Here is a 25,804-nt window from a genome sequence, read left to right as displayed (position 1 = left end):
TGACCCTGTGTTCGCCTGCGCGATGGCGGCCGGACACCCGGTGTGGTCAGGATGGCGGCATGTCGGTTCGGGAAGTCAGGCGGGCGGAGCGCGGGGAGCGGTTCGCGGCCGTGATGGTGGCGGTGGTGCGGCGGTTGCCGTTCGGGCTGTCCCGGGTGGTGCCGCCGAGCCTGTTGGGGTTCGCGGTGATCAACGGGTTCACGTTCTGCGTGGACATGGGGTTGTTGACGGTCATGCGCAGCGGGTTGGGGTGGCCGCTGCCGGTGAGCATCACCATCGGGTATGTCATCGCGTTCGGGTTGAGCTTCGTGTTGAACCGGGCGTTCAACTTCCGGTCGCACGCGGACGTCGGGCCCCAGGTGGGGCGGTACGTCGTGGTGGTGACGGTGAACTACCTCGCCTGGATCCTGGGCGTGGGTAGTGGGTTGGCGGCTCTAGGCGTCGACTACCACCTGGCCCGGCTTGCGGCGGGGGCCTGTGAGGCGGTCTACATGTACGTCTGCATGCGGTGGGTCGTGTTCCGCGAGCGGGCCTAAGCCCGCAGGTCACCTCGCTCGCGGTGCCACGAGTTCACGGCCTCTAGTCCCGAGTCCAGCTCCTCGCCCATCATCGCCACGCGGTGGTCCACGACAGCCTGGCCCAACAGGGCCACCGCCAGCTTCGACCCACTCAGCTTCTGCAGGGCCTCCCACGGCGTTCGGGCTAGGTCCCCGACCTGCCTGTTCTCCGCAGCTAGCTCCAGCCGTTCCTCGACGCCCGATAGGCCTGACGCGATCAGGGCGGCGACGACGGTGTGCACCTGGGCGTCAGCGCCCGCGAATCGGGCCTCCATCCGTAGCGACTGCCCGCGCCCGGCCAGTCGAACGGCGGCGGTGCGGTCATCGCTCCCCCACCGCAGTGAACGCGGCGAGAACGGTGACGTGCGGAGGCGGACGTAAGAGTTCCAGGTAGGGGCCCAGAACGCGGTCAGGTCCGGGGCTGCTCGCAGTACCCCGGCGAGGAAGTGTCCGAACAGGGTCGACACCTGGTCGGGTCTAGCTCCGGCCACAAGCGACACGCCTGCCGGGTCCGACAGGGACAAGTGCACGTGGCAGGACCCACCGGTCCCCGCTGACTCTGCCGCCAGGTATCCCGCGCGCACCCCGTGCTCGGCAGCGACCCTACGGACGACCAGCTGGTGCAGCATCGCGTCGTCGCACGCGGCTAGAGCGTCCCGGTGCCGTTGGACCACCTCGAACTGCCCCGGGTGGCATTCCCCGCGCGCGGACTCCACACCGAGCCCCAGCCCGTCCAGCGCCGACCGCACGTCCGCCAGCAGCCCGGACATCGGCGAGAGCCCGCCCACGGCGTAGTCGAGCCCGCCGCCGGTCAGCGGGACCCCGTCCGGCGAGGTGAACGTCACCTCGTGCTCGATGCCCACCGACGCGACGAGCCCCAGCTTCTCCGCCATCACGACCTGCTCGCGCAGCGTGGTCCGCGGCGCCTCCGGCACCGACCGGCCGTCCGGCCACTCGACGTCGCACACCACCAGCCAGGTGTCGGGCCCGTCCGGGGTCAGGGTCGCCAGGTCGGGCCGGATGCGCAGGTCGCCGTATCCGCCGAGGAACTGGTCGACCGCGGAGGCGTTGACCGCCTGGCGCGCCGGGTTCCAGCCGAACACGTACGCGCACATGCCGTACCCGCTGGTCAGGACCGTGTCGACGAAGTACCCGGCGGACAGCTCGACGGCGGCGAAGCGGGCGTGCGGGTCCGGCACCAGGCACACGACCCGGCGCACCGACCCGGCCGCGACCGCGCCGCGCAACGCCCCGGACAGCGCGGACGCCGCCTGGGCGCGCTCGGCCAGGGTCCGCGGGCCGACCGGTCTGGTGTGGTCGACGCTCACCACGCCCCCTGGGGATCCGGTCCGGCGAGGGGGTTGATCGCCCGCCCGAACCGGACGTCGAACTCGTCGTCGCGGTCGACCTTGTCGAAGCCCTGACCGGCCAGGTGCTCGCGGTTGAGGCAGACGCGCTCCACGTCCGGCGCGAAGAGCCTGCACGCGTCGAACCGGGCCGCGGTCTCGGGGTGGGTGTCGCGGTAGGCGGAGACGATCTCGCGGACCAGCGCCCACAGCCGGGGCCTGGCGAAGCCGAGTTCCTCGTCGAGCACCTCGGCCAGGAACCGCAGCTGACCGGCGAACACCGAGCTGAACAGCGACTGGGCCAGCAGGTGCGCGGGCCAGCGCAGCATGTCGGCGCCCGCGGCGGCGCCGAGCCGGTCGTAGCCGGGCAGCGGCTCGTCGAGCAGGTCGACGCCCTGGGCGAAGTCCTTGATGGCGACGTGCTTGGGCTTGCCGCTCGCGCCGACGACCAGCACGAGGTTCTGGCCGTGCGGGCAGAAGCCGACGCCGTGCTCGAGCAGCCAGTGCAGCAGCGGGGTCAGCAGGATGTCGAGCAGCCCGCGCGTCCAGTCCTCGGTGGACAGGCCGGAGGTGGTGATGAGGTGCGCGATCACCGAGACGCCGTCGGGGCCGCGATAGGGCAGGGCGGCGAAGGAGATGGCGCGCTCCCCGTCGGCGAGGCGGGTGCGGATCGGCTCCCGCCACAGCGCGCCGAGGGTCTCGTGGAAGCGGTAGGGCAGCTCGTCGACCGAGGCGAGCAGCGGGTGGCGCACCGAGACGCTGGCGATCTCGCCGAGCAGGTCGAACCGGTAGTGGTCGCGCAGCAGCTCGTCGCTCTCGTGCACCGCACGCAGCCAGGTCGTGACCTCGGGCGCGGCCAGCGTCGCCGCGGACGCCAGGCCCCGGTAGACCAGGGTGTTGCGCACGGACACGGCCGTCTTGACGTCCAGCCTGGTCGGGTGCGAGGCGTTGGCCAGCGTCCGCACGGTCTGGTGCGGGCGGTAGCGGTCGGTGCTCTCGCCGACCGGGACGACGACGCCGGTGGCCAGTTCCTTGGCGTAGAGGGTGCCGACGACCTCGTCGAGCTGCCACGGGTGCACGGGGACCAGCACGTAGTCGCCCGGGTCGGTGAGCTTGGCGCGGAACGCGGCCAGCTTGTCGGCGCCCAGTTCGGCGGTGAGCAGCTTCTCCTCGGTCAGGGTGGACACGCAGTTGAAGGTGGCGTGGTCGCGGTGCACGGCCAGCCAGGGCAGGGCGAACCCGGCGCCGGACTCGGGGGCGTACTTGGCGCGGTCGTGCGCGGAAAAGCCGACCCTGCCCTTGTTGAGCACCAGCCTGGGGTGGCCGGTGAGGTGCCCGTCGGCCTCGTCGTAGTCCATCGTGGACAGTTCGGCCGCGGTGGGGGCGTGGCCGAGCCTGGCCGCCTCGTTGGTGACGGTCGCGGTCAGCTCGGCGAGCACGTCGGCCAGCCGCAGCCCAGTCAGGCCCAGCTCGGCGCGGGCGTCGACGACCAGGGTCCTGGGGTCGTCGGCCGGTTCGCCGTCGCGGGTCGCGCTGCCCGGTCGCACCGCCCAGGACTCGAACGCACCGCGCCGCGCCCTGAACCGGTACTCGGTGCCGCTGCCGAGGTCGAGCCGCCAGCCGTCCGGCCCGTCCGGTTCCGGCCGCAGCAGGCCCTCGTAGCTGAGCTCCCCCAGCATCTTGTGCGTCACCAGCGCACCCGCGTCCCGCCAAGCAACCGTCACATCGCCCTCCCCGTCTCCCGCACCAGTCCGAACGTCGTGAACGCGGTGCGCTGGGGCAGCGGGTGGACCGCCCGCCCGGACACGGCGTTGAGGATGGTCGCCGACCGCCAGGCGGTCAGGCCGAGGTCGGGCGCGCCGACCCCGTGGGTGTGCCGTTCGGCGTTCTGCGCGAACACCGACCCGGTGATGCCCGGGGCGAGGCCGACGCGGAACTCGGCGTCCACGGTGAACCTGCCTGCCGCGTCCTTGGCGCCTACGAGCGGGCCGAGGATGCCGGTGATGTCGCGCTCGGCGTAGCCGGTAGCGCAGACGACGGCGTTGGTCTTCACGGTGGCGGTGGCGCCTTGGTGGTCGTGGCGGAGGGTCAACTCGATGGTCCCGTCATCACCTCGGGCGGCGGTTACCTCGACGCCCGGGGTAAGAGTGACATCGGGCCAGCCGCCGCCGACTGTGCGTTGGTAGAGCTCGTCCTGGATCTCGGCGATGGTGTCGGCACTGATCGCCTTGTAGAGCTGCCACTGCGCGGGGACGAGGGCGTCGCGGGTGGCTTCGGGGAGGCCGCGGAAGTAGCGGGTGTAGTCGGGGGTGAACTGCTCTAGCCCGAGTTTCGAGTACTCCATGGGGGCGAAGGCCGGGGTGCGGGTGAGCCAGCGCAGACCACCTTGGCGTCTGCGTAAGAGGTCGAGGAAGACCTCCGCGCCCGATTGCCCCGATCCCACCACGGTGACGTCGTCTAGGGCTAAGAGGCTGTCTCTGACGTCCAAGTAGTCCGCCGAGTGGTGCGCCAGGCCAGCCAGTGAGCCGGGAATGACCGGTTCGGTGCCGACGCCGAAGACGACGTTGCGGGCTAAGAGGGTCTCGTCCTCGGTGACGATCTCGAACGCCTCTTGTGCTGCCGACCAGCGGACTTCGGTGACGTTCTGTCCGAACGTGCAGGAGGGCAAACGTTTGACAGCCCAGCGGCAGTAGTCGTCGTACTCCGCGCGGGGGATGTGGAAGCGCTCGGCGAAGTAGAAGGGGAAGAGGCGGCCCTTGTCGCGCAGGTAGGTCAAGAACGACAACGGGTGCGTCGGGTCAACGAGAGAGACGAGGTCGGCCAGGAACGGGACCTGGAGGGTGGTGCCGTCGATGAGCAGACCAGGGTGCCACCGGAACTCGGGCGACCGGTCGAGGAACCTCGCGCGCAGACCGCCAACCCCGGACGCGAGCGCGGCCAGGGACAGGTTCGCCGGACCGATGCCGACACCGACGAGGTCTAGCGGCACCGTTCCGCCTTGTCTGCCACTAGATCCAGCAACGGCAGGTAGTCCCCGGGAGTGGCGTGTGGGTGCAGCAGGGTCAGTTTGAGCCAGAGCCTCGGGGTGCCATCGTCGTCCGGCATGGTGGCGCGGCCGAGGACGGCGGCACCTTCGTCGAGGAGTCCTCTTCGGACAGCGGCGACCAGCGCGTCACCGTCGTCGGACAGGTCTGCCACGCGCGGGCGCAGCAGGATCGTGGACAGCGTCGGCTCCCCCCACAGGCGCAGAGCGGGGTGAGAGGCGACGGCGCGCGCGACATGGGTGGCGGTGTCGCAGCAGCGGTCGACCAGTTCACCGATGCCGGCGGTACCGAGCGCACGAGCGGTCACGGCGATCTTGAACGCGTCGGGCCTACGGGAGGTGCGCAGCGAACGGCCAAGCAGGTCCGGTAGGCCTGCCTCGGTGTCGTCGTCGGCGTTTAGGTAGTCGGCGTTGGTGGAAAGCCTGGCGGTTAGCGCGGTGTCGCGGCAGGAGAGCACTCCGGCCGCGATCGGCTGCCATCCCAGTTTGTGCAGGTCTAGAGCGATGGAGTCGGCGCGGTCGATGCCCGCGAGTTGGTGGCGGCGGGTGCTGAAGAGCAGCGCGCCACCGTAGGCCGCATCGACGTGCAGCCAAGCGCCTGCCGCGTGGGTGATGTCCGCGATCTCGGTCAGAGGGTCGATCGCGCCAGAGTTCGTGGTGCCTGCGGTAGCGGTAACGACGGCAGGTCGGTCCAACTCCGCTAGAGCGTCGGCGAGCGCGCGTGGGTCGACTTTGTCGAGGTGCGTGCGGACGACCACGGGGCGCGGTAGGCCTAGCAGCCAGGCGGCGCGGGCGACGCTGTGGTGGGCATTCGCGCCGCACACCGGGACGACGTCGGGGCCGAGGGTCTCCCTGGCGAGCAGCATCGCGGTGAGGTTCGACTCGGTGCCGCCGCTGGTGACCAGGGCGTCCGGGCTCTCCGCGGCCGGGTAGCACAACCGCGCGACGCTGTCGGTCAGCGATCGTTCCAGCGCGCTGGCGGCCGGGGCCTGGTCCCAGGAGTCCATCGACGGGTTGAGCACGCTGGCGACCAGGTCGGCGGCGGCGGCAACGGCCAGCGGCGGGCAGTGCAGGTGCGCGGTGCACCAGGGGTCGACCGGGTCGGCGGACCCGGCGGCCAGCACCGCGGACAACTCGGCGATGGCGGCCTCGGCCCCCACCCCGTCCACCGGCAGCGGGTCGAACCTGGCGACGGCCCTGGCCACCGCGGCCGGACCACCAGCGGGCAGCGGGCCGCCGCGTTCGCGCACCCCGGCCCCGAGGGCCGCGAGGGCCACCGACACCAGCCCACCCACCGTCTCCGCACCCGCCAGCGCGGCGTCGGCCGCCCGATCACCGCCGCTCACCCCACCCGGTACCCAGTCGAGCCCGTTCGCGTGCACCCGGACCATCCCGTCGCCCTTCTTAGGTTTGCCTATCCTTACCAAGATAGTCGGCGGTCACCTCCGGCCTGTTCGAGCCCTCCTGGGGATCTTGCTTGGCTCAGCGCGCGGGCGCCAGGGCACGCACCAGCCCGACCGGGTCGTCGCCGGTGGGCAGCAGCGACAGGATCGGCACCGACACCCCGGCGTCCACATAGGAGGACACCCGCTCGCGGCACTCCTCGGGGTGGCCGTGCACGATCAACTCGTCCACCACGCGGTCCGGGATCGCGGCGTTCGCGGCCGCTCGATCACCGCGCGCCCACGCCTCTTGCATCGGTCGCAGCACCTCACCCCGCCCGAGCCACTCGTGGAACGCGGCATAGACGGGGACAGTGAGGTAACTGCTGATGAGCAACCTGCCCAACGCGCGCGCCGCGTCCTTGTCCGTCGTCGGACAGACCAAGATGCGCGCGACGAGTTCTGTGTCGGGCTTCAACTCGGCCTTGACCTTGGCTACGTCAGTCGGCGCCAACCAGTTCGTGATAGCGCCATCAGCCAGTCTTGCCGCCAACCGCAACATCCCAGGCCGCAACGCCGCCACCATGATCTCCGGCGGCATCGCGGGCGGCCGCTCCAGCCGGAACCGCGAGATGGAGAACGTGTCGTAGTCCGCGCTGACCTTCTCCCCCGCCAACGCCGCCCGCAGGAACGCCACGGTGTCCCGAACCCGCTGGTACGGCCTGCGGAACACACCCCCGTTCCACCCCTCCACGATCACCGAAGACGACGCCCCAACCCCCAACGTGAACCGCCCGGGCGCCATCTCCGCGACACTCGCCGCAGTCATCGCCAACACCCCCGGCCCCCGCGTGAAGACCGGCGCGATCGCGGTGCCCAACCTGAGTTGCGGCGCCCATTCGGCCGCTAGGACCAACGGGGTGAACGCATCACAGCCGGCGGTCTCGGCTGACCAGGCATCGGTGTAGCCCAGGTCCGGCAACTCCCGAACCAGGTCGCGGTGCGCGGGGAGCGGAATCCCGGTCAACGGCAGTGAAAGCCCCCACCTCGACGACATGCCACCCCTCCCAACCAGCACGAACCACACGGTGCACGCTACCGGCGCGGGGGGTGGGTGGAGGCAGGACGACACACGGGCAGATTGCCGAAGTTGGACAAACCGCCGTTGGGGGTTGGGGGGTGTGTCGGTGCGTGGGGTGTTGGTTGTGGGAGTTGTCCACAGGGTGGCTGCTTGCTCGGCGCGGGTTGTCGGTGTGCGCCGGTAGGCTGTAAATCGGGGGCTGCGTTGGCGGGTTTGATCTTGAGCTGAGGGGCTGGCGGCTCTCGTGCTCGCCTGCGGCATCGACGACATAACCTCGCCTTCGGCATTGGCCCAGGCGCGAGTTTCGAGCTTTGCTCGATGCGGCGAACTTGTTATGTGCGGGGCCCCTGAACCACCCGTGGCAGGACCGCAAAGCAGGGGCCGAAGAGCGTGGCCCTGTCCGCGAACGACGCTACGGGCAGTTCTCCCCCACACAAAACAAGTCCGCCCCATCGAGCCGGGTTGGCACCAGCGACTCCGAGGAGCGTTCTAGGGCCAACGTCGTTTGGGGGCGCGTTGGACCAATGCTGCAGAGGGGCACGTTCGGGCCAACGTCTGTGAGGGCCGGGTGGGGGTCAACGTTGTTTGCGAGCACGTGGAGGTCAACGTCGTAGAAGGGCACGTTGGGGCCAACGACTGCGCGGGGCACGTTCGGACCAACGCCTGCGAGGGGCGTGTTGGGGCCAACGATCGTGAAGGCCGGGTGGAGACCACCGTCGCCGAGTCTTCACCCGGCTCGGACCGGCCGCTATGAGCTGGCGATCGTTCAGCGCGGGGACTTGTCCACAACCCCTGCAACCATCCACAACTCCCGGCCAAGCCCTATTGACAAACCGGCGGGGTCGATAGGTTCAGAGATGGGGCCCCGGGCCCCGGGAGGGTGGGTCCCCGGAGCGGAGTTGATCTTGAGCGGGAGGCTGCGCAGCGGGGCGGGGGGTGAGACCGCGTGCGCGGGCAGGGGTGGATGGCAGCGGGGTGCGGCCTTTCCGGGAGGGAAAGGCCGCACCCCGAGTGTGTGACTACTCCACGCCCAGGGCGGACTTGAGCCAGCGGACTTGGAGCAGGAGGAAGTTCTCCGCCACGTCGTCCTCCTGGGGGGTCATGTGGGTGACGCCGGGGAGGGGTAGGAGGGTGTGGGGGCGGCCTGCGGCTACGAGGGCGCTGGAGAGGCGGATGGAGTGGGCCACCACCACGTTGTCGTCGGCCAGGCCGTGGATGATCAGGAGGGGGCGGGTGAGTTTGGGGGCGTCGTCGATGAGGGAGTTGCGGGTGTAGGCGTCGGGGTTTTGGGTGGGGTGGCCCAGGTAGCGCTCGGTGTAGTGGGTGTCGTAGAGGCTCCAGTCGGTGACGGGGGCTCCTGCGATGGCGGCGTGGAAGGTGTCGGGGGCGCGCAGGACGGCCAGGGCCGAGAGGTAGCCGCCGTAGGACCAGCCGCGGATGGCGACCTTGGTGAGGTCGAGGTCGGCGCCGGTGGCGGCGACCGCGTGCAGGGCGTCGACCTGGTCGGTGAGGGTGATGTCGGCGGGCTCGAAGGCCAGTTCCCGCTCCCAGGCCGGGCCGCGGCCCGGGGTGCCGCGACCATCGGCGACGACGACCGCGAAGCCCTGGTCGGCGAGCCACTGCGGGTTCAGGTACGCGTTGCGGGTCGACAGGACGCGCTGGGCGTGCGGGCCGCCGTAGGGGTCCATCAGCACCGGGAGCTTGCGGCTGCCCGGGACGTGACCGGTCGGGTACAGCAGCGCCACCCGCAGGTCGCGCTCACCGACGGTCAGCAGCTGCACGTTCGGGACCACGCCGGGGTCCACCGACAGGCAGGCGACCTCACCGACCGCCGCGCCGTCGCGCAGGACCTGGACGCGCGGGCCGGACCACTCCAGCGACCACGAGGTCAGCACCGTCACGCCACCGGCGCGGGCCGCGCCGTGCACGCCGTCCACAGTGGACAGGCGGCGGCCGCCCGCGTAGACGTGCACCTGGGTGGGGTCCTCGGCCGAGGCGGTGAACAGCACGTCGTCGGCCACGTCGAGGACCGAGCGGACCTGCAGGTCGCCGCTGACCACGGTGTCGCCGACGACCAGGCGGTTCGCGCCGTCGCTGGCGGTGACCCGGACCAGCTCGCCTGCCGGGGTCCACGCGGGCACGCCGGTGGTGATCTCGATCCAGTGCTCGTCGGTCTCGGTGTGCAGGACCTCGGTGGCGCCGGTGTCGGGGTCGACGGCGCGGATCTCGACGGTGCGCTGGTCGCGGGACTGGACCGCGATCAGCGGCCGCCCCCCGGCCGACCAGTGCGCGGTCACCAGGTACGGCAGGTCGACGCCGTCCCAGTCGACCTCGACCCTGGTGCCGTCGAGCGAGATGACGGCCAGGCTGACGCGCACGTTCGGGGTGCCCGCGGCCGGGTAGGCCACGACGGCGGGTTCGCTGCCCGGGTTGGCCGGGTCCGCGATGTACCAGCGCTGGACCTCGCGCTTGTCGGTGTGCGCGACCAGCAGGCGGGTGCCGTCCGGGGACCACCAGTAGCCGCGGGTGCGGTTCATCTCCTCGGCGGCGACGAACTCGGCCAGGCCCCACGCCCGGTCCTCGCCCTCGGGGGTGGCCAGCGCGCGGTCGTCGGTGCCGTCGACGGCGACCACCCGCAGCGCGTTGTCGGCGACGTAGGCCACGTGGGTGCCGGTCGGGTTCGGCCTCGGGTCGGCGACCGGGGTGGCGGCGGGCAGCTCACGGGTGTCACCGGTGAGCGCGTCGGCGGTGAACAGCCTGCCCGACAGCGCGAACGCGGCGACCCTGGCCGCGCTGTCGGTGGCGTAGCCCACAACGCCGCCACCCTGCTCGCGGGTGCGCTCGCGGCGGGCCAGCTCCTCCGGCGACAGCTCCTCGGCGCCGCCGAGCAGGGCGACCGGGTCACCCAGGCGGGTCTCCTGCCCGGTCGCGAGGTCCTGCTGCCACAGGGCGTGGACGCGGTCCTCCCCGGAGCCCGAGCGCAGGAACAGCAGGTGGGTGCCGTCCGGGGCGATCCGGAACTCCCTCGGGGAGCCGAGGGTGAAGCGCTGGGTCCTGGCCTGTAGGCGCAGGAACGAGTTCTCACTGGTCACGCCGGACAACCTATCCGCACCGGCACCCGCGTGGCAGCCCGTGCTCCCGCCCGGTGGACGGCCCAGCCCGGGTTCTTGGCAAAACCCTTGGGATTCCACAGGTTCCTCACATGCGCCGGTCCGAGAGTTGGACCCATGAACGAACACCCCCAGCTGCCGCCCCAGTCCCCCCAGACGCCGCAGTCCCCGTACACCCCGCCGATGTCGCAGGGGTCGGGCGCGGGGTACCCGGATACGCATACGCACGGCACGCACCCGCTCGGTACCCAGTCGCAGGCCGCGCGGGCCGCCACCACGCAGTCGCCGGGCACCCGGTCCGCGGGTGCTCAGCCGTTGGGTGGGCCGCACGGCTCGGGGAGCCCCTTCGACCCCCGGTTCCCGCTGGGCCACGGCCAGCCGCCGTACCTGACACCGGGGCTCCCGCAACCGCGCAGCAAGATCCGGCGGGGCGCGGTGGGCCTGGTGGCCGCGGCGGTGCTCGGCGCGGGTGTGCTGGGCGGCGCGGCGGGCGCGTACTTCGGCTCGGACGGCGCGTCGACCCCGTTCGCGACCGTGGCCACGAGCGCGCAGACCGTGGCGGCCACCACACCGACCGACGTCAGCGCGGTGGTGTCGAAGGTCATGCCGACGGTGGTGGAGATCAGCACCCGCACCGCGAACGCCCAGGGCATCGGCTCCGGGGTGGTGCTGACCGCGGACGGGCGCATCCTCACCAACAACCACGTGGTCGACGGCGCCAAGGAGATCACCGTCACCTTCTCCGACGGCAAGACCGCGGCCGCCGAGGTGGTCGGGACGGACGCGAACGCGGACCTGGCGGTCATCCAGGCCCAGGGCGTGAGCGGCCTCGCCGCCGCCGTCCTCGGCGACTCGTCCCAGCTGCGGGTGGGCGACGAGGTCATCGCCATCGGCTCCCCCGCGGGCCTGCAGGGCACCGTCACCACCGGCATCGTCAGCGCACTCGACCGCGACGTCTCCATCCCCTCGGAGACCGGCACCCGCGGCATGCGCGGCAGCACCGCCACCTCCGTGTCCTACAAGGCCATCCAGACCGACGCCTCCATCAACCAGGGCAACTCCGGCGGCCCCCTGTTCGACACCCTCGGCCACGTCATCGGCATCAACTCGGCCATCTACTCACCGGTGTCCAGCGTGGACGGTGCCGCAGGCAGCGTCGGCATCGGTTTCAGCATCCCGATCGACACCGCCAAGGAGGTGATCGCCAAGATCAGCTGACAACCCGGGGACGGACAGGCCGTGCGGGCGCCCCACCCGCACGGCCCTTCCCCGTGTCCGGGGACGGGCTGGGCTCGCACGGCGGTAGTGGGACCAGCAGGCGCGGGGTTCTTTGCGCACTCCCGAGCAGCAGGCGAGGCGTGGGATCAGTCCTGTGTGGAGGTACCGAGGCGGTAGCGGAACTCGCGGGTGGTGGTCTCTCGTTCGATGCAGACTTCCATGCGGTCGCTGACCAGGGTGGCCTCGTCGTCGACCAAGGGGGTGGCGTCGCGTTCGAGGGTGAGGCGGGTGCTGCGGAGGCAGAGGGTGCCCGGGGGGACGGCAAGGAGGGGGGCCAGGTCGGGGGTGGCGGCGACGGGGGTGATGGTTTCGGTGGCTCTGGCGGGGATCTTGCCGCAGAGCTCGGTGAGCAGGTGGTAGAGGGACTTGGTGCGGAAGTCGGCGTCGAGCAGGGCGGTGCCGAGGGGGGCGGGGATGCGGGAGAGCTGGTGCACGACCGGTTGGGCGCCGACCAGGCGGAGGCGTTCGACCTCCAGGACGCGGTCGGCGCGCAGGCGGCGGGCGATGTCCGGGGTGGGGGTGACGACCTCGGCGCGGAGTTGGACCGTGGTCATCGCGATGCCCTGCGCGGCGAGGTCGTCGACGATGCTGCCCAGGCCCGCGGCCAGGTAGGGGACGCGGTGGGCGCGCACGTAGGTGCCCTTGCCCGCGACCTGCTCGACGACGCCCTCGTCCTCCAGCGCGCGTAACGCCTGGCGCAGGGTCATCAGGCTGACCCCGTACTCCTCGCTCAGTTCGCGTTGCGGCGGCAGCGGTCTGCCCGCCCGGAACTCCGCGGCGGCGATGCGGCGCACCAGGTCGTCCTGGATCGCGACGTACTTCGGCGCCACGGCCGCACCCTCCCACTCGGGACCCACCTGCGTGGCACACCGTACTCCCGGTCGGCTCCACTCTGGACCCCCTTCACCGAACAGGCGGCCTCACCCGCCCAGCGCCACCCGGAACCGGCCGACCAGCTCCCGCACCGACCCGCCCTCGGCGATCCGCCGCATCACCGGCGCGCCGATGATCACCCCGTCGGCGTGCTCGGCGACCGTTGCGGCGTTCTCCGGGGTGGACACCCCGACCCCGACCAGCACCGGTTTGTCCGTGACCGCCTTGGCCCGGCGGGCGATGGCGCACGCGGAGTCGGCGAGCACGGCGCGTTCTCCGGTCACGCCCATGACGCCCATCGCGTAGACGAACCCGCGGCTGCGTTCGCACACCTCGGCGAGCCGACCGTCCGGGGTGCTGGGTGCGGCGATCTGCACGGTAGCGACCCCGGACGCGTCGGCGGTCTCGGTCCACTCGGCGGACTCCTCGATGGGCAGGTCCGCGAGCACGGCACCGGTGACGCCCACGTCGGCGAGTCGTCGGGCGAAGGCGTCGTGCCCGTAGCGGTGGACCAGGTTGTAGTAGGTCATCACGACAAGGGGGACTGCTCCGCGGTAAGAGGCGAGGTCGCGCAACACCGTGTCTGGTGTGGTGCCGCGTTCGAGGGCTTGGACGGACGCCGCTTGGATTACCGGGCCATCAATGACCGGGTCGCTGAAGGGGATTCCGATCTCGACGGCGTCGGCGCCCGCGTGGACCGCCGCGTGCACGTGATCCATCCAGTTCTCGGTGACGCCGCCGGTGACGTAAGGGATCAGGATAGGCCTACCGGTCTCGCGCAGGCTGTCGATGAGGGCGGTCACTGGGACTCCTTGCGCTGGGCGAGCAGGTCGCTGATCTGTTCCATGTCCTTGTCGCCGCGACCGGAGAGGGTGACGAGCACCGTCGATCCGCGCGGGATAGCCCTACCGGCTTCACGAAGCAGGTAGGCGAACGCGTGCGCGGACTCAAGAGCCGGGATGAGGCCCTCTGTCCGGCTGACAACGCGAACGGCTTCGATGACCTCGCCGTCGGTCACCGATGGGTAGCGCGCACGGCCGATGTCGGACAGGTGCGCGTGTTCGGGCCCGATCCCCGGGTAGTCCAGACCGGCGGAGACCGAGTAAGCCTCAAGAACCTGCCCGGCGTCGTCTTGCAGCAACATGCTCTTGGAGCCGTGGACAACGCCAACGAGGTCACTCCCGATTGCAGCGCCTCCGGCCGCCTCGACACCGATCAGTTCGGCGTCCGTGTCGGCGAAGCCCGCGAACGTCCCGGCAGCGTTAGAGCCACCGCCGACGCAGGCGATCACGTGCGTGGGGGTGCCGCCGTCGAGCAGGTCGGCGCACTGCGCCCGGGCCTCCTCGCCGATCACCCGCTGGAACTCCCGCACCAGCCACGGGTACGGGTGCGGGCCCATGACCGAGCCGATGCAGTAGTGGGTGTCGTCGACGGCGGCGACCCAGTGCCGCAGCGCCTCGTTGACCGCGTCCTTGAGCGTCCGGCTCCCCGATGTCACCGGCACGACGGTGGCGCCGAGCAGTTCCATCCGCTCGACGTTGAGCCGCTGCCTTGCCACGTCGACCTCGCCCATGTAGACGACGCACTCGAGCCCGAACAGCGCGCACGCGGTCGCCGTGGCCACCCCGTGCTGGCCCGCGCCGGTCTCGGCGACAACCCGCCGCTTGCCCATCCGCCTGGCCAGCAACGCCTGGCCCAGCACGTTGTTGATCTTGTGGGAGCCGGTGTGGTTGAGGTCCTCGCGCTTGACCAGCACGCGCACCCCGAGCGCGGCGCCCAGGCCGCGGCAGTCGGTGACCGGCGAGGGCCGCCCGGCGTAGTGGCGCAGGTGGTGGTCGAGTTCGGCGCGGAACGCGGGGTCGGCCCACGCCTCGGTGAAGGCCGTCTCCAGCTCGCGGCAGGCGGGCACGACCGGCTCGGGGACGAACCGCCCGCCGAAGCGCCCGAAGTACCCCCGCGTCGTCGGCGGCCCCATGGTCAGGTTGCTCATGACAGCGATGTTCACCGATCTCACCCATCGTCGTCAAGCTATTAGTTCTAGAACTGTCAGAATATGAGTTCTAGAGCTATCGACTGATCACTGAGCATCCCTGGTCATGGACCAGCGACCCCCTGACGTGGTACGGGTCGTCCACCGCCGCTGCCGCCGACCGCACTGTTCACCCGCAGGTCATCTGACGGTCCGGAACCACGTGGTGATCGTTTGGCGGCTGCCAGAAAGGTTGGAGGGCCCGAACGGACCACCGAAGCAGGGAAAGGCTTGGACATGTCCAGTCGCAGAGCCAGGACGGCCAGGGTCACCGGGGCGGTGGCCGGGGCGGTCGCCGTCGCCGCGGCCACCGTCGTCGCGGTCGCCACCGCACCCACCGCCGCGGCGGCCACCACCACGTTCACCCCGGTCGCCGACACCTCCGTCGACAACAGCGCCACCAGCACCAACTACGGCACCACCGGCCAGCTCGGGGTGGACGGCTCCCCGGTCAAGCGGACCTTCCTGCGGTTCACCGTCAGCGGCGTGACCGGCCAGGTCACCGGCGCGAAGCTGCGCGTGCACACCGATGACGTCAGCGGGTCCAACAGCCCGGCAGGCGGCACCTTCCGGGCGCTGAGCAGCACCAGCTGGTCGGAGACGGGCACCACCTGGGCCAACCAGCCGACCATCGACGGTGCCACCCTCGGCACCCTGGGCGCGGTCAGCCGCAACGCGTGGTACGAGGTCAACGTGGGCGCCGTCGTCACCGGTAACGGCACCTTCAGCATCGCCATCAGCTCGACCAACAGCGACGGCGCCGACTACGACTCGCGTGAGTCCGGCTCGGCCACCGCGCCGCAGCTGGTCGTCAGCACTGACACCCCCACCACGACCACCCTGCCGACCACGACGACGCAGCCGTCGGGTGACCCTGTGCTGGTCGGCGCCGGTGACATCTCCAACTCCGGTTCGGGTGACACCGCCACCGCCGCGCTCCTGGACAACATCCCGGGCACGGTCTACACCACCGGTGACAACGTCTACAACGACGGCACCACCACCGAGTTCAACAACTACTACAACCCGACGTGGGGTAGGCACAAGGCGCGCACGAAGCCGGCGCCGGGCAACCACGACTACAACACCTCCGGCGCCTCTGGCTACTACAACTACTTCGGCGCGCAGGCAGGTCCGTCCGGTCGCGGTTACTACTCCTACGACCTCGGCACCTGGCACGTCGTGTCGCTGAACAGCGAGATCAGCATGTCGACCGGTTCGGCGCAGGAGCAGTGGCTGCGGTCGGACCTGGCGGCCAGCAGCAAGCCGTGCACCCTCGCGTACTGGCACAAGCCGCGGTTCACCTCCGGCGCGGACCACGCGCCGAGCACCGCGACCGGCCCGCTCGTGCAGGCGCTCTACGACTACAACGCCGAGGTCATCGTCACCGGCCACAACCACCACTACGAGCGGTTCGCGCCGATGAACCCCAGCGGCTCGGCGGACTCGTCGCGCGGCATCCGGCACTTCGTCGCGGGCATGGGCGGTGCGGGCTTCTACAACTTCGGCACCATCCAGCCCAACAGCGAGGCGCGCAACAACAACACCTTCGGCGTCCTCAAGTTCACCCTGCACGCGAACAGCTACGACTGGGAGTTCGTCCCCCAGGCGGGCAAGACCTACAACGACAGCGGCTCCAACGCCTGTCACTAGCAACACTCCTCCCGCCACCCCCCTCGTCCCCGCCCGGCATCGCTCCCGACCTGGCGAGCCGAACTTCGCGGGGTCCTCGGGGTAGCGAGCGCCGCTAGACGACCACCGTGTTGCCGGGCCACCATGGTTCTCCCGTGGTGGCCCGGCAGCACCCCACCACGGAGGTTGCGCGTGTACCTGTCCACGGTGAGTCGACCGGAGGTCACCGAGGTGCCCGACCGTCTCAAGAGGAGGGTGAGCGGCAATGTGATCGCGCTCGGCGCGGTCAGCCTCATCACCGACATCTCCTCCGAGATGGTCACCGCTGTCTTACCGCTCTACCTCGTGGTGGGACTGGGCATGAGCCCTCTCGCCTACGGGGCCATCGATGGCCTCTATACCGGGGCGACCGCGCTGCTGCGGCTCGTCGGCGGCTATGTCGCTGACCGCACCAGGCGGCACAAGACGGTCGCGGGCGTCGGCTACGGTCTCGCCGCGCTGGCGAAGCTGGGTCTGATCGCGGCCGGGAACTCGCTCGCGGGCATCGGCGCCGCCATCACCGCCGACCGGGCGGGCAAGGGTTTGCGCACCGGGCCACGGGACGCGCTGATCACCCTGTCGACGCCGGAGGACCAACTCGGCCGCGCGTTCGGCGTGCACCGCTCGATGGACGCCCTTGGCGCGTTCATCGGCCCGTTGGCGGCGGTGGGCGTGCTGATGTGGGCGGGCTCGCAGGAGTTCGACGCGGTCTTCTTCATCAGCTTCCTCGTCGCCGCGTTCGGCGTGGTGGTCCTGGTGCTGTTCGTGCGCGACCACCGCGAGAAGGCCAAACCGAAGGCCGTGGACATCCGTGCGGCACTGGGGTTGGTACGACACAAGGGCGTGGGCGCGCTGCTGCTCGCCGCGTCGTTGCTGGGACTCGTAGTGGTCGGCGACGGGTTCGTCTACCTCCTGCTCCAGAAGCGCGGTGACCTGTCCATGGGCTGGTTCCCACTTCTGGCTGTCGGCACGAGTCTGGTCTACCTGCTGCTGGCGACCCCTCTAGGCGTTCTGGCGGACAAGATCGGCCGGGCGAAGGTCATGCTCGGTGGCTACTCCGCGCTCGCCTTGGTCTACCTCGCGCTGATCGGGCCTATCGACGGGATCGCGCTGATCGTCCTCGTCCTGGTTCTCTATGGCTTCTTCTACGCCGCGACCGATGGCGTGCTGATGGCGCTGGCCGGGCGTGTCCTGCCGAAGGAACTACGGGCCACCGGCATGGCGCTAGTGCAAACAGGGCAAGCGTTGGCGTACCTGGGTTCCTCGGTGCTGTTTGGCCTATCTTGGCAACTGTGGGGGCCGACCGCGGCGTGTGCCGCGGCAGGTGGCGCTGTCGCCGTCACCATCGTCGTGACCGCGCTGATCTTCGCGCGGGTGAACCGGAGCGTGCAGCCGTGATGACCGTCAAGACCAGGATCCTCGTCGCCCTCGCCGCGGCCGCGCTGTTGGTCGGCGCGGCCGTGTTCTACGTGGCGCGCACATCCACACCTCCCGCGGCCGCGCAGCTGCCGCGAATGGCGTCCGTGGCTCCCCCCGACGACGGCGTCGACCGGCGATCCCTCCAGGTGCTCACCAACGGCGTGTTGGGCTGGGCCTCGGCGACCGACCCACACGCACCCCGCGGTCTGTCCACCGTGCGGTGCGACCGCGCCTACTACGCGGCACGCACGGTCGCGTGCCTACGACCTGTCGACGCGCTCGTAGGCACCAAGTTGTCGCTGCTGGACATCAAGGACAACGAGATCAAGTCAGTGCCGCTGACCGGGTTCCCCAACCGGTTGAAGGTGTCCGCGAGCGGCCGCATGGTGTCGTGGACGGTATTCCTGGACGGCCACTCTTACGCCACCACCGGCTTCTCGACGCAGACCGGCATCCTCGACACCAAGACCGACGCGGTAGTGCACTCACTGGAGGAGTTCTCCGCGACCGTCGAGGGCAAGCCGCACCAGGCCGTCGACTTCAACTACTGGGGTGTCACGTTCACCGCCGACGACAACCGCTTCTACGCGACCCTAGGAACCGGCGGTAAGCGCTATCTGGTCGAGGGAGATCTATCGGCGCGGACAGTGCGAACGCTGACGGCCAACGTGGAATGTCCCTCTCTCTCGCCAGACGGAAAACGCATCGCCTACAAGTCCGCTATCGACGCGGACCCGAAGAAGGGGTGGCGGTTGTCGGTGATGGACCTGTCGACGCTGAGCAGCACCCCTCTGGGTGAGACCCGCAGTGTGGACGACCAGGCCATCTGGCTCGATGACGCCACCGTCGCCTACGCACTCCAGCGCGACGACGGGGTCAACGACGTGTGGTCGATTTCCGCTGATGGGTCCGGACAGCCCAAACTGGTGGTGGAGGGCGCGAACTCGCCATCCCTGACGCACTAGGTCGTTCACCAGATCGTGGTGTGACGCAACGTTTCACCTCATCTGCGTGTGATGGCGCAACGAACGGGCGCTAGAAGCAATGCCCAGCGGATGAAATCGTCAGCGGGGGGACCTAGCCTGGGGTCATGACTGCTGTCGCACCCACCACGGCCGACTTCATCGAGCTCGACGAGCGGTGGAGCACGCACAACTACCACCCGCTGCCGGTGGTGATCGCCGAGGCCGAGGGCGCCTGGGTGACCGACGTGCGGGGACAGCGCTACCTGGACTTCCTCGCGGGCTACTCCGCGCTCAACTTCGGCCACCGGCACCCCGCGCTCGTCGCCGCCGCCGTCGAGCAGCTCGGCCGGGTCACGCTGACCAGCCGGGCGTTCCACCACGACCAGCTCGGCCTGTTCTGCCGGGAGCTCGCCGAGCTGACCGGCACCGACCTGGTGCTGCCGATGAACTCCGGCGCCGAGGCGGTCGAGTCCGCCGTCAAGATCGCCCGCAAGTGGGCCTACCAGGTCAAGGGCGTGCCGCAGGACACCGCGCAGATCATCGTGGCCGGGTCCAACTTCCACGGCCGCACCACCACGATCGTGTCGTTCTCCACCGACGAGGTGGCCCGCGCCGACTTCGGCCCGTTCACCCCGGGCTTCACCGCGGTCAAGTACGGCGACGTCGAGGCGGTCGCCGCGGCCATCACCGACCGCACCGCCGCCATCCTGGTCGAGCCGGTGCAGGGCGAGGCCGGGGTCGTCGTGCCGCCCGCCGGGTACCTGCGCGAGCTGCGGCGGCTGTGCGACGAGAACAACGTGCTGCTGGTCGCCGACGAGATCCAGTCCGGCCTGGCCCGCACCGGCACGCTGTTCGCGCTCGACCACGACGGCGTCCGCGCCGACCTCTACACCCTGGGCAAGGCCCTCGGCGGCGGCATCCTGCCGGTGTCGGCGGTGGTCGGGCGCGGTGACGTGCTCGGCGTGCTCAAGCCGGGCGAGCACGGGTCGACCTTCGGCGGCAACCCGCTGGCCTGCGCGGTCGGCCGCGCGGTCGTGCGGCTGCTGGCCACCGGCGAGTTCCAGGAGCGCTCGCGGGTGCTCGGCGAGCACCTGCACCGTTCGCTCAACGACCTGGTCGGCCGGGGCATCGCCGAGGTGCGCGGGCGCGGGCTGTGGGCCGGGGTGGAGATCGCCCCCGGCGGTCCGTCCGGTCGGGCCGCGTCCGAGGCGATGATGGCGCGCGGCGTGCTGTGCAAGGAGACCCACGAGACCACGCTGCGGGTCGCGCCGCCGCTGGTGATCACCGAGGCGGAGATCGACCGGGGCGTCGAGGTCATCGCCGAGGTCGTCGCGGGCCGCTGATCCCCCCGTGGCGGCCGGGCACGAGGGCCCCGGCCGCCACGCGGTCCCATCACGGCGGGTGACCGCGCGTCACCCGATAGTCCAACCGGCCGGGGCTGCCGGTCGGGCCCGCGCATGTTCACAATCCCCCGGGTGGAAACCCAGTTCTGGATCGACTCCTGGCAGGAGGGCGGCTCGAAGACGAGCTTCCACCTGCCCTCGGTCCACCCGCACGCGCGGCTGCTCGCCGACCGGGGCCTGCTCGACGACGCCACCGTCCTGGTCCCGCTCTGCGGCAAGACCGCCGACCTGCTGTTCTTCGCCGCCCACGCGCGCAGCGTGGTGGGGGTGGAACTCGTCGCCCAGGCCATCGACGAGTTCATCGCCGAGAACGGCCTGAGCCCGCGGCAGCCCAGGCCGGGCGTGTTCACCGCGGGCAACCTGACGATCCTCAACCGCGACCTGTTCGACCTCGCGCCCGAAGACATCGGGCCGGTCGACCTGGTCTACGACCGCGCGTCGCTGATCGCCTTCCCCGAGGACATGCGCCACCGCTACGTCGAGGCGGTGACGGCGCTGACCGCGCCGGGCGCCTGGTACTTCATCAACACCCTGGAGTACCGGCCCGCGCTGCCGTCACCGCCGTTCTCGGTGGGCCCCGCCGACGTCGAGGCCTACTTCGGCGAGCGGTTCGAGATCGACCACCTGCTGGCCGAGCCGCGCCCCGAGCACCGGATGGTCGAGAAGTTCGGCCTCGACGACCTCGTCGAGCACGGATTCCTGCTGCGCCGCTTCCAGTAGTCCGAGCGCCACGGCATAGTGGTCCGGACGGAGCTCGAGGTGCGCCACCTGCGCTACATCGACGCCGTGGGCACCGCGGGCAGCGTGACCCAGGCGGCGGTGGCGCCCGGGCTGTCGCAGCCGTCGCTGACCGCGCAGCTGCGCCGCATCGAGCAGGTGCTCGGCAGCCCGGTGTTCGACCGGGGCAGGCACGGCGCGCGGCCGACCACGCTGGGCCGGGTGCTGCTGCCGCACGCCCGCGAGGTGCTGGCCGCGCTCGACGCGCTGACCACCGCGGTGCGCCGCGCCCACGACGGGCCGAGCACCCCGATGCTGCGCCTCGGTACCCGCCCCACGGTGCTGGCGTCGCGGTTCTGCGAGGTGGTCGGCGAGGTCTTCGGCGACCGGCTGATCGACCTGACCGTGCTGGACCGGCAGGCGCCCTGCCTGAGCGCGCTGGCCAACGGCCTGGTCGACCTGGTGCTGCACGTCGACTTCCCCGGCCGGGAGACGGTCCCGCCGCCGGGCACGCGGATGACGGTCGTCGGGACCGAGTCGATCTTCGTGCTGCTGCCCGAGACGCACCCGGCCGCCGGTAAGTCCGAAGTGGACCTGCTGGACCTGGCCGGTGTCACCTGGCTGCTGTGGGCCAGTGGCGACGACGAGATGAACCGGCACCTGATCGCCGAGTGCGACCGCGCGGGGGCGGGCCGGGTGACCGTCCGCGAGTTCGACCAACTCGTCGCCGCCCAACTCATCCGCCGCGGCGACCCCGTCGCCTTCCCCGTCCAGGCCATCAGCAGCGGCGTCACCCTCCCCGGCGTCGTCCGCCCCCTGCGCGGCTCCCCCCTGCGCGTGCGCCACCTACTCCTGTGGCCCACCAACGGCGTCGTCGCCGACCACGCCACCCACATCCGCGACAAACTCGTCGAGACCTACCGAGCCATGATCCCCACCCAAGGCCGCCTCCCCGGCTGGTGGTCCGCCAACCCCGGCTGGCTCGGCTCCTGACGGCCGTTACGAGTGGTCGGCGGGGGTGGTGGTCCACTCGGGGTGGCGGGTGAGCCACTGGCGGTGGGCGGGGGTTTGTTCGACGACCTCGTGTTGGGCTCGGACGAGTTCGAGCGAGAGGCGGTTGATGTGGGGGGTCGAGAGGGCCGTCGTCGGTCCGAAGGCGGCGGCGAGGTTCTCGGCGAGGCCGTCGTCGTGGGACTCGCCGACGCACCAGGTCTCGCCCGCCAGGGCGGAGATGGGGGCTTCTGGCAGGTGGGCGAGCGGTGAGCAGGCGAAGCGGACCGCGGCGGGCAACTGGGCCGGGTGGTGGCGTTCGGCGGTGGCGGTGAAGCGGTCCATCGCCTCCAGCACCGCCATCGCGTGCGCCACGACGACCTCGCCGAGCGCGGTCGGCACCGCGCCTGCCGGGCCGCGCTGGAACAACGCGCCGCCCGCGACGCGTTCGGCGCGGCGTAACGACTCGCTGACCGACGGCTGGGTCACGCCGAGCCTGGTCGCCGCCGCGGTGAGGGTGCCCGCCTCGGCGATGGCGAGAACGGCACGCAGCTGGCGCAGTTCCATGTCCATAGGCGGACCCTATGCAACGTTGGGATTGTTTCGGTAGTTCACGCGCCGCACATAGTGGGTTCCACGCCCGGCCACCCCGGTACCGGGCGGACGAGTTTCTCCCTGCGTCACAGGAAACCTCCTCATGAAGATCCGCACCTTGCTGCGGGCTGCCCTCATCCCGGCGGTTCTCGCCGCCGCGGCCGTGGCCATGCCCAGCGCGCTGGCGGCACCGCCGCCCTCCGAACCGCCTTGTTCAAGCTGTCCAGCACCGTGTCGCAGGCGCCGATCAGCATCAACGACTCCTCCCCCGCGGCGCAGGCGTCGACCAGGCTCATCGGCTTCGGTCAGACCTGCCCGCAGCAGGGGTGTGGTGGCGCGTCGACCACGCTCAAGCAGCTCGACACCCGCATCAACCCGGACAACATGTGCTCGGCGGGCTTCAACGCCTCCACCGAGCTCTGCGTCTACAGCACAACCAGCCAGACCGCGTGCTACGGCGACAACTGGCAGCGCGTCGGTACCTGCGCCCGCCGCTGATAGTCCTGACGATCAGCGGTAGCCGTGCGGTGGTAGGCACCCCACCGCACGGCTACCGGGCCGGACCCGGGAGCCCTCACACGGGCGACTCGCCCGTGTTCCCCGGGTTCTCCCGGCGCGGACGGTGCGCCGGGGGAGGCACTGGCCGGACGAAGGTCTGACAGCGCGTCGGCCCGCGCTGGTCAGGGGTGGGGAGCCGGGTGGGGCGGTGGCAGGAGCCGCCCCACCCGGTCATCGGCGTTCCCGGACCACCCGGCGCTCGTCCCACACCGGGCGGTCCACTTCGGACACCCGACCGTCCGAGCGGAACACCAGGAACCGGTCGAACGAGCGGGCGAACCAGCGGTCGTGGGTGACCGCGACGACGGTGCCGGAGTACGCGGTCAGCGCGTCCTGCAGCGCCTCGGCCGAGTGCAGGTCGAGGTTGTCGGTCGGCTCGTCGAGCAGCAGCAGGGTCGCGCCGGACAGTTCGAGCAGCAGGATCTGCAGCCTGGCCTGCTGGCCGCCCGACAGCGTCTCGAACCGCTGCTCGCCCGCCGCGGCCAGGCCGTAGCGGCTCAGGGCGGAGGCTGCGGCGCCGCGGTCGAGGCCGGGGCGGGTGTCGTCGCCGTGCCACAGGATGTCGACGAGGGTGCGGCCGACCCATTCGGGGTGCTGGTGAGTCTGCGCGAACAGCCCGGGACTGACCCTGGCGCCGAGCCTGCACACACCGGTGTGCGCTACCGAGTCCTCTTCGGAGAGCAGCCGCAGGAAGTGGCTCTTACCGGAACCGTTGGAGCCCAGCACCGCGAGCCGGTCGCCATAGAAAACCTCTATGTCGAACGGCTTCATCAGCCCGGTCAGCTCCAACTGCTCGCAGGTAATGACCCTTACTCCGGTACGGCCACCGGTGAGCCGTGGGGTTACCCGTTGCGGGCGCGGCGGCACCGGCGGCGGACCGGCTTCCTCGAACTTGCGCAACCGGGTCTGCGCCGCGCGGTAGCGGCTGGCCATGCCGTCGCTCATGGTGGCCGCGCGCTGCAACGAGCGGACCAACTCCTTGAGCTTCTCGTGCTCCTCGTCCCACCGCCGCTGCTGCTCGGCGATCCGGTCCCACCGGGCCTCGCGCGCGTCGGCCCAGGTCGCGAACTTGCCCGCGTGTGTCCACGCGGTACCCGCCTCCACGGTGACGACGTGGGTGGCCACGGCGTTGAGCAGTTCGCGGTCGTGGCTGATGAGCAGAACGGCCTTGTCTGTCTCGGCCAGTCGCTCTTCCAGCCAACGCTTGCCCGGTACGTCTAGGTAGTTGTCCGGCTCGTCGAGCAAGAGGACCTGTTCGCGCCCCCTTAGCAGCGCCTCCAGGACCAAGCGTTTCTGCTCACCGCCGGAGAGCGTGCGAACCTCGCGGAACCGGGCCTTGTCGTAAGGCATGCCCAGAGCGGCGGTGGTGACCGTGTCCCAGAGGACTTCGGCTGTGTATCCCCCGGCTTCGTCGTAGTCCACCAGCGCGGCGGCGTAGCGGAGTTGGGTGGGCTCGTCGTCAGTCTCCATAAGCGCCAACTCGACGTCGTCCAACTCTTGCGCTGCCTTGCGCAGTGGGGCCGGTGCGACGGCGAGGAGCAGGTCGCGGACGGAACGGTCATCGCGGACGGAACCCACGAACTGCGGCATGACGGCCATACCGCCACGCGCGGAGACAGACCCGTCAGGCGCGGTGAGCTCACCGGAGATGATGCGCAACATGGTCGTCTTACCCGCGCCGTTCTCACCTACCAGCGCGACAACCTGGTTGGCGTTGACCTTGAGTCCGGCGTCGCGGAAGAGCACCCGCCCGTCCGGCAAGGTGTAAGACAGTCCGTTCGCCTCAAGATGACCCACGGTGTGCATAGTCGCTCACTCCGAGACGCGGCGGCGAGTGACTTTCGGCAGCCGGTCAGGCAAGAGCGGCCGCCGGGCATAGTGGAGGGCGTGGAAGCGCACCGGTTGATGCCCAGGTTCATGGTGCTGCCCGCGGTGGGGGTGGCGACCGCGTGCTTCGGCGTCGTCGGCTTGGTGGGTCGTGAGGTGAGCGGCCCGGTGCCCGAGGTCGACTCACTGGGGTTCGCCGCCGCCGACCGGGTGTTCACCGCCGTGCCCGGTATCGCGGAACCGCTCTCTTACGCCACCCACCCGGTCGCGATGATCGGTGTGATCATGCTCATGGCGATTGTGGCCTATCGGGTGAGACGACCCCGGGTCGCGCTACTGGCCGTGTTCGGTCCGACGGCCGCGGTCACCTTCAACGCCTGGGTGCTCAAGCCGGTTGTCGGCCGCGAACTCGACGGGTACCTGGCCTACCCCAGTGGGCACACCACTGCCCTTGTCTCGATCCTCACGGTGTTCACGCTGGTCACGGCGTCGAACGCGGCCCCGGGGCGGCGGCTGCGCGCCACCACCGGCACGGCGGCGGTGTGCCTGGTGCTGACCGGCGCCGCGGTGAGCGCGATTGTGGGCCTGCGGTACCACTACCTCACTGACACGGTCGGTGGTTTCTGCTGGGCCATCGGCGCGGTGATCACCGTCGCCGCGGTCCTCGACCTGCTGCCCGGCCGACACCCGGCGCTTCGCCTGCGACGCGAACAGGCGTACCGTGCGTAACCTGGCAGTGCCCTCGTGCGAACGGAAAGGATGGCGGTGACCGACACACCCATCTACGACCAGATACGCCAGGAACTGCGCGCCAAGGCCGAGGAACCCCCACCGCAGGGCGGCAAGCGCGGCCAGCCGGAGTCCGGCACCGGCGTCTCGGTCTGGGCGCTGATCGACGAGCACCGCCCGCCGGAGAAGCCCAGCGGTGGCGGTCGCCGCCGTTCTTGAGTTCTTGAGACCT

Annotated in this window: 22 protein-coding genes; 11 read left to right on the top strand and 11 right to left on the bottom strand. The window is 70.7% G+C overall.

Annotated elements, in window-relative coordinates:
* The first annotated feature begins 59 nt into the window (after positions 1-59).
* Positions 60-536 carry a GtrA family protein gene (locus BMY07_RS23200; RefSeq protein ID WP_092782553.1) on the top strand — a complete coding sequence of 159 codons (477 nt, stop codon included), beginning with the start codon at positions 60-62 and terminating at the stop codon, positions 534-536.
* Here BMY07_RS23200 and BMY07_RS23195 read toward each other — a convergent pair.
* From BMY07_RS23195 to BMY07_RS23170, 6 genes are all read right to left on the bottom strand, one after another.
* Positions 533-1,885 (bottom strand): type I glutamate--ammonia ligase, encoded by a 1,353-nt coding sequence (locus BMY07_RS23195; protein ID WP_177215724.1) that lies wholly within the window; start codon positions 1,883-1,885, stop codon positions 533-535. The two genes, BMY07_RS23200 and BMY07_RS23195, sit on opposite strands and share 4 nt — an antisense overlap.
* Positions 1,882-3,582, bottom strand: a complete 1,701-nt coding sequence (locus BMY07_RS23190; protein WP_092783026.1) for an IucA/IucC family protein — start codon at positions 3,580-3,582, stop codon at positions 1,882-1,884. Before BMY07_RS23190 ends, BMY07_RS23195 begins: the two co-directional genes overlap by 4 nt.
* 41 nt (positions 3,583-3,623) lie before the next feature.
* The gene (locus BMY07_RS23185; protein ID WP_092782547.1) at positions 3,624-4,892 is read right to left on the bottom strand and encodes a lysine N(6)-hydroxylase/L-ornithine N(5)-oxygenase family protein; all 1,269 of its coding nucleotides are present in this window, start codon (positions 4,890-4,892) and stop codon (positions 3,624-3,626) included.
* Positions 4,883-6,337, bottom strand: a complete 1,455-nt coding sequence (locus BMY07_RS23180; protein ID WP_092782544.1) for a pyridoxal phosphate-dependent decarboxylase family protein — start codon at positions 6,335-6,337, stop codon at positions 4,883-4,885. The genes BMY07_RS23185 and BMY07_RS23180 overlap by 10 nt, the downstream gene beginning before the upstream one ends.
* Before the next feature lie 91 nt (positions 6,338-6,428).
* Positions 6,429-7,385, bottom strand: coding sequence for an LLM class F420-dependent oxidoreductase (locus tag BMY07_RS23175; RefSeq protein WP_092782541.1), 957 nt, complete (start codon positions 7,383-7,385; stop codon positions 6,429-6,431).
* Positions 7,386-8,428: 1,043 nt separating this feature from the next.
* Positions 8,429-10,501 carry a S9 family peptidase gene (locus tag BMY07_RS23170; protein ID WP_092782538.1) on the bottom strand — a complete coding sequence of 691 codons (2,073 nt, stop codon included), beginning with the start codon at positions 10,499-10,501 and terminating at the stop codon, positions 8,429-8,431.
* 135 nt (positions 10,502-10,636) lie between these two features.
* Here BMY07_RS23170 and BMY07_RS23165 point away from each other — a divergent pair, with 135 nt between their 5' ends.
* Complete coding sequence (locus BMY07_RS23165) at positions 10,637-11,737, top strand: S1C family serine protease (RefSeq protein ID WP_245782594.1); 1,101 nt, start codon at positions 10,637-10,639, stop codon at positions 11,735-11,737.
* Between the two features lie 146 nt (positions 11,738-11,883).
* Here the strand turns inward: BMY07_RS23165 and BMY07_RS23160 are convergent, their stop codons facing one another.
* From BMY07_RS23160 to trpB, 3 genes are all read right to left on the bottom strand, one after another.
* Entirely contained in the window at positions 11,884-12,627 is a 744-nt protein-coding gene (locus tag BMY07_RS23160; protein WP_177215723.1) for a GntR family transcriptional regulator, read from the bottom strand.
* Positions 12,628-12,717: 90 nt separating this feature from the next.
* Positions 12,718-13,473: a tryptophan synthase subunit alpha gene (trpA, locus tag BMY07_RS23155; RefSeq protein ID WP_092782532.1), complete on the bottom strand. Its 756-nt coding sequence runs from the start codon at positions 13,471-13,473 to the stop codon at positions 12,718-12,720.
* Positions 13,470-14,660, bottom strand: coding sequence for a tryptophan synthase subunit beta (gene trpB / locus BMY07_RS23150; RefSeq protein WP_218150735.1), 1,191 nt, complete (start codon positions 14,658-14,660; stop codon positions 13,470-13,472). Before trpB ends, trpA begins: the two co-directional genes overlap by 4 nt.
* A gap of 276 nt (positions 14,661-14,936) precedes the next feature.
* Between trpB and BMY07_RS23145 the strand changes: the two genes are divergently transcribed.
* The 6 genes from BMY07_RS23145 to BMY07_RS23120 all read left to right on the top strand — a co-directional run bounded on the left by BMY07_RS23145 (position 14,937) and on the right by BMY07_RS23120 (position 21,867).
* A complete protein-coding gene (locus BMY07_RS23145) occupies positions 14,937-16,352 on the top strand; it encodes a CBM96 family carbohydrate-binding protein (protein WP_092782529.1) in 1,416 nt (471 codons plus the stop codon).
* 171 nt (positions 16,353-16,523) lie between these two features.
* Positions 16,524-17,768, top strand: coding sequence for an MFS transporter (locus BMY07_RS23140; protein WP_245782593.1), 1,245 nt, complete (start codon positions 16,524-16,526; stop codon positions 17,766-17,768).
* Complete coding sequence (locus BMY07_RS23135; RefSeq protein WP_177215722.1) at positions 17,768-18,754, top strand: TolB family protein; 987 nt, start codon at positions 17,768-17,770, stop codon at positions 18,752-18,754. The genes BMY07_RS23140 and BMY07_RS23135 overlap by 1 nt, the downstream gene beginning before the upstream one ends.
* Before the next feature lie 125 nt (positions 18,755-18,879).
* Positions 18,880-20,097 (top strand): ornithine--oxo-acid transaminase, encoded by a 1,218-nt coding sequence (gene rocD, locus BMY07_RS23130; RefSeq protein WP_092782520.1) that lies wholly within the window; start codon positions 18,880-18,882, stop codon positions 20,095-20,097.
* A gap of 132 nt (positions 20,098-20,229) precedes the next feature.
* Positions 20,230-20,877, top strand: coding sequence for a class I SAM-dependent methyltransferase (locus tag BMY07_RS23125; RefSeq protein ID WP_092782517.1), 648 nt, complete (start codon positions 20,230-20,232; stop codon positions 20,875-20,877).
* 39 nt (positions 20,878-20,916) lie between these two features.
* Entirely contained in the window at positions 20,917-21,867 is a 951-nt protein-coding gene (locus BMY07_RS23120; RefSeq protein WP_143073601.1) for a LysR family transcriptional regulator, read from the top strand.
* 6 nt (positions 21,868-21,873) lie between these two features.
* Here the strand turns inward: BMY07_RS23120 and BMY07_RS23115 are convergent, their stop codons facing one another.
* Positions 21,874-22,437, bottom strand: coding sequence for a LysR family transcriptional regulator (locus BMY07_RS23115; RefSeq protein WP_092782512.1), 564 nt, complete (start codon positions 22,435-22,437; stop codon positions 21,874-21,876).
* A 231-nt stretch (positions 22,438-22,668) separates the two neighbouring features.
* Between BMY07_RS23115 and BMY07_RS23110 the strand changes: the two genes are divergently transcribed.
* Positions 22,669-22,956 (top strand): trypsin-like serine protease, encoded by a 288-nt coding sequence (locus BMY07_RS23110; protein ID WP_092782510.1) that lies wholly within the window; start codon positions 22,669-22,671, stop codon positions 22,954-22,956.
* Positions 22,957-23,187: 231 nt separating this feature from the next.
* On the opposite strand, the gene BMY07_RS23105 is transcribed toward BMY07_RS23110, so the two are convergent.
* A complete protein-coding gene (locus tag BMY07_RS23105) occupies positions 23,188-24,822 on the bottom strand; it encodes an ABC-F family ATP-binding cassette domain-containing protein (protein WP_218150734.1) in 1,635 nt (544 codons plus the stop codon).
* 81 nt (positions 24,823-24,903) lie between these two features.
* Here BMY07_RS23105 and BMY07_RS23100 point away from each other — a divergent pair, with 81 nt between their 5' ends.
* Both BMY07_RS23100 and BMY07_RS23095 read left to right on the top strand, forming a co-directional pair.
* Positions 24,904-25,572, top strand: a complete 669-nt coding sequence (locus BMY07_RS23100; RefSeq protein ID WP_143073600.1) for a phosphatase PAP2 family protein — start codon at positions 24,904-24,906, stop codon at positions 25,570-25,572.
* Between the two features lie 36 nt (positions 25,573-25,608).
* Positions 25,609-25,791 (top strand): hypothetical protein, encoded by a 183-nt coding sequence (locus tag BMY07_RS23095; protein ID WP_143073599.1) that lies wholly within the window; start codon positions 25,609-25,611, stop codon positions 25,789-25,791.
* Positions 25,792-25,804 lie beyond the last annotated feature (13 nt).

The sequence above is a fragment of the Actinokineospora terrae genome (genome assembly GCF_900111175.1).
In the GTDB taxonomy this organism is placed as follows: domain Bacteria; phylum Actinomycetota; class Actinomycetes; order Mycobacteriales; family Pseudonocardiaceae; genus Actinokineospora; species Actinokineospora terrae.
Note: the sequence above shows the minus strand (reverse complement) of the source record. Positions and strands in the feature narration are given on the sequence as shown.